At 62.3% G+C, this 4086-nt stretch carries 5 protein-coding genes; 2 read left to right on the top strand and 3 right to left on the bottom strand.

The genetic code is table 11. The annotated features are described in order from the left end of the window. The coding region (locus ADK28_RS14835) for a LysR substrate-binding domain-containing protein (RefSeq protein ID WP_048795985.1) at nt 1-674 on the top strand (674 nt) is incomplete at its 5' end. On the opposite strand, the gene ADK28_RS14840 is transcribed toward ADK28_RS14835, so the two are convergent. Next, the gene (locus ADK28_RS14840) at nt 658-1125 is read right to left on the bottom strand and encodes a helix-turn-helix domain-containing protein (protein ID WP_048795986.1); all 468 of its coding nucleotides are present in this window, start codon (nt 1123-1125) and stop codon (nt 658-660) included. The genes ADK28_RS14835 and ADK28_RS14840 overlap by 17 nt on opposite strands. A 117-nt stretch (nt 1126-1242) precedes the next feature. Then, nucleotides 1243-1818 (bottom strand): helix-turn-helix domain-containing protein, encoded by a 576-nt coding sequence (locus tag ADK28_RS14845; RefSeq protein ID WP_048795987.1) that lies wholly within the window; start codon nt 1816-1818, stop codon nt 1243-1245. Nucleotides 1819-1885: 67 nt separating this feature from the next. Between ADK28_RS14845 and ADK28_RS14850 the strand changes: the two genes are divergently transcribed. Beyond that, nucleotides 1886-2809, top strand: a complete 924-nt coding sequence (locus tag ADK28_RS14850; RefSeq protein WP_048795988.1) for a DMT family transporter — start codon at nt 1886-1888, stop codon at nt 2807-2809. Nucleotides 2810-2857: 48 nt separating this feature from the next. Here ADK28_RS14850 and cycA read toward each other — a convergent pair whose 3' ends face one another. Then, nucleotides 2858-4084: a D-serine/D-alanine/glycine transporter gene (gene cycA / locus ADK28_RS14855; protein WP_239686249.1), complete on the bottom strand. Its 1227-nt coding sequence runs from the start codon at nt 4082-4084 to the stop codon at nt 2858-2860. Nucleotides 4085-4086 lie beyond the last annotated feature (2 nt).

Consider the following 4086-nt stretch of genomic DNA (forward strand, 5'->3'; position numbering starts at 1 on the left):
CGACGCAGCAGGCCTTCGGCATTCTGGATCATACCGCGCTGGAACTGCGTCAGCAGGCGCTCGACGCGCCGCTGGTCTTGTCCTGCGAACCGACCTTATTGATGCGTTGGCTGATCCCGCGCCTGCCGGCTTTTCAGCAGGCGCACCCGGATATCAACTTACAACTGGTGGCCGGTGGCGGGCCGTTTTCGTTCCATGACGGCATTACGGCGGCGATCAGGCGCAATGACTTCGATTGGGGAAAGCAGGTGCATAGCCTGGCGCTGTTCAGTGAAAAGGTTGGGCCGGTGTGCCAACCCGAGGCATTGGCAAGGATGACGATCGCCAAGGGCAGCCTGCGGAGTTTGCGGCCCGGCACTAAACTGCTGCATTCTGCCACCCGGCCGGATGCCTGGCGGCACTGGGCGCAGCAGCAGGGGATGACGTTGGCAGGGCATTCGGAGCAGCGCTTTGATCATTTCTATTTCAGCCTGCAGGCGGCGGTCGCCGGTCTTGGCATCGCGATCGGCCCGTGGTTGCAAGTGCGAGACGATCTGGCCGCCGGTTTGTTGAGTGCGCCGTTCGGTTTTACGCCCGACGGCAGTGGCTATTACCTGCTGTCGCCGCAGGCGATCGTACCGGGCAGCGCGTTGGCCCGGCTGGCCGAGTGGCTAACGCTCACGGCAGACGCCTGAGTTTTTGCGCCAGCCGCTGTTCCTGCCAGCGGCTGAAGACGTTGCGCAGCAGCAGAGTGCGCACCGCCCGCATGACCAGCGCGAGGCTCATGCCGCCGATCGCCCACAGCGACCAGAGATAGTGCGGGTGGGTAAACCAATTGATGGCGAACAACATCACGCCAATCACGGCGAAACGCACCGCCATGCTCAGCAGTTTGCCTTCTGCCGCGACCTGGCGACGAAGGCGCTGTTCGTCAGGCGTCTCCTCTATTGTCTGTTGCGGCTGTGCGTTGAGATCGCGGACCTGCACGCCCAGCGCGGCGGCGATCGCGGTCAAGGTTTCCAGGCTGGCCTGTTCGCCGTTTTCAATCCGCTGTACGGTGCGGGTGCTGAGGCCAGCGATGGTCGCCAACTGCTCCTGCGACCAGCCTTTTTCCAGACGTAACGGCCTGATGCGGTACTTTTGCATGATGCACTCCCGAGTTCGCTGTCACTGTCATCCAGTGTAGGAGGCGCGGGGTGGCGGCGCCACGACAGCGGCACGACAGCGACATGACATCCGCCGCCGGCGCGGGCCGGCGGGCAGTCAGAAGGCGACGTTGCGGATAAAGCGCAGCGGGAGGTCACCGTGGTTGGTGTAAGCGTAACGTTGATCGCTGTTGAAGGTTTGTGCGGCGCCGGCGCTGAGCGTCAGCGTGCCTTGTTCCAGTTCCAACGTCAGGGTGCCGGCAATCACGTAGATCATTTCACTCCAGCCTTCGGCGTCCGGCGCCGAGTCATAGCGCTCACCCGGCATCAGCGTCCATTCCCACAGCTCGGCCCGTTGGCGCGCCGGCACGCTGGCGGCGAACAGCGCCTGGCTGCCCGGCTGTGCGCCTTGCCAGGCCAACTCTCCCACCAGATGGCTGCCGCGAGCCTCCGGCGCCTGAATCAGATCGGTAAAGGAAATCGCCAGGGCGGCGGCGATCTTGTCGAGCACCGCCAGGCTGACGTTGCGATCGCCGGCCTCGATGCCCGCCAGCATGCGGCGGCTGACGCCGGAAAGCTCGGCCAGCGCCATCTGGCTCAGGCCCGCCTGTTGGCGGTAGCCGCGCAGATTGCTGCTCAGGTACTGCAGCACTTTGGGGGGATCGGTTTTCGCGTTATGCGCCGTATTGCTCATCGCCGGACTTTATCTCATACTGGCAGGATCTGTGCATTATATTGCACTCAGCAGGAAGGGCAAGCCGGTGTCAGCAGCAAAAAAATCCTTTATTTCCGCCGTGGTTCCGCAGATCAGGCTGCCGGAAGCGGTGTTGATTTTCATCACGATGATCTGGGGCGGCACCTTTTTGGCGGTGCATCACGCGATGCAAGTCAGCGGGCCGTTCTTTTTTGTCGGCCTGCGTTTCGCCACCGCCACGCTGGTGTTGACGTTGTTTTCGCTGCGCGTGCTGCGCGGCCTGACCCTGTATGAACTGAAGGCGGGCGTCCTGATCGGGCTGGCGATCATGTTCGGCTACAGCATGCAAACCGTCGGTCTGCAGACGATTAGCAGCAGCCAATCGGCGTTCATCACCGCCATGTACGTGCCGATCGTGCCGCTGTTGCAATGGCTGGTGCTGGGGCGCTTCCCCGGCATCATGTCGTGGATCGGCATTCTGCTGGCTTTTACCGGCCTGATGCTGCTGGCGGCGCCGAGCAGCACCGACATGACGCTGAGCCTCGGCGAAATGCTGACGCTGGCCGGCACGCTGGGCATGGCGGCAGAGATCATCCTCATCGGCGCTTTCGCCGGCAAGGTGAATATCCGCCGCGTGACCATAGTACAGCTGGCGACCGCCTCGCTGGCCTCGTTTTTGATGATGGTGCCGACCGGCGAGTCGCCGCCGCCGTATTCGGATTACCTGCTGTACAGCGCCATAGGGCTGGGGCTGGCCAGCGCGTTGATTCAGCTGACCATGAACTGGGCGCAGCGCAGCGTTTCACCCACGCGCGCTACGGTGATCTACGCCGGTGAACCGGTCTGGGCGGGCATCGTCGGGCGGCTCGCCGGTGAGCGTTTACCGGGCGTGGCGTTATTGGGGGGCGCGTTGATCGTGATTGGGGTGGTGGTCAGCGAGCTGCGCGTGCGGCGCAAGGATAAAGCGGCGGTGGCGACGGAAGCGGATTAGCGCAGAGGCGTAAAAAGAAAGGGGCGGAGAGATCCGCCCCTTTTTGCATCACGCGGTTTTCTTCTTGCGCAGGAACACGTAAGACAGGCCGAGCACGATGAACCACAGCGGGGTGACGATCAACGCCTGGCGGGTGTCTTCGCGCAGCGACAGCAGCACCAGCACGAACACGAAGAACGCCATGCACACCCAGCACATCAGTTTGCCGGCAGGCATCTTGTAGATCGATTTCTGGTGCAGCGCCGGGCGCCGTTTACGGTAGACCAGGTACGAGCACAGGATGATGGTCCAGACGAACATGAACAGAATCGCCGATACGGTGGTCACCAGAGTGAAGACCGTCATCACGTTCGGGATCAGGTAAATCAACACCACGCCGCCCAGCAGGCAGATGCAGGAGAAGGTGAGGCCGTTGGCCGGCACCGCGCGCTTGGACAGGTTAGCGAACGATTTTGGCGCGTCGCCTTCCTGCGCCAGCCCGAACAGCATGCGGCTGGTGGAGAACACGCCGCTGTTGGCGGAAGAGGCGGCGGAGGTCAGCACCACGAAGTTGATTACGCTGGCCGCGGCCGGCAGGCCGATCAGCACGAACAGCTCAACGAACGGGCTCTTGTCAGGCACCACGGAGTTCCACGGCGTTACCGACATGATGACGATCAGGGCGAACACGTAGAACATGATGATGCGGATCGGAATCGAGTTGATGGCGCGCGGCAGCGACTTCTCCGGATCCTTGGTTTCCGCGGCGGTGGTGCCCACCAGCTCAATGCCGACGAAGGCGAATACCGCGATCTGGAAGCCGGCGAAGAAGCCGCTGATGCCTTTCGGGAACATGCCGCCGTCATTCCACAGATGGGTGAATGAGGCCACGGTGCCGGTCGGCGACTGGAACTGCATGGCGATCATCACCAGCCCGGCGACAATCAGCCCGACGATGGCGACGATTTTAATCATCGCAAACCAAAACTCCATTTCGCCGAACATTTTCACCGTCGCCAGATTAAGGCCGAGCAGCAACAGCACGCACAGCAGTGAAGCGATCCACTGCGACAGCTCGGGGAACCAGAACTGGGCGTAGGCGGTGATCGCCACGACGTCGGCGATGCCGGTGACCACCCAGCAGAACCAGTAGGTCCAGCCGGTGAAGAAACCGGCCCACGGGCCGAGCAGATCCGCGGCGAAATCGCTGAACGATTTGTATTCCAGATTGGACAGCAGCAGCTCGCCCATGGCGCGCATCACGAAGAACAGCATAAAGCCGATGATCATGTACACGA

Origin of the sequence: Serratia sp. 506_PEND, assembly GCF_001076875.1 — a bacterium.
GTDB classification, from domain to species: domain Bacteria; phylum Pseudomonadota; class Gammaproteobacteria; order Enterobacterales; family Enterobacteriaceae; genus Serratia; species Serratia marcescens.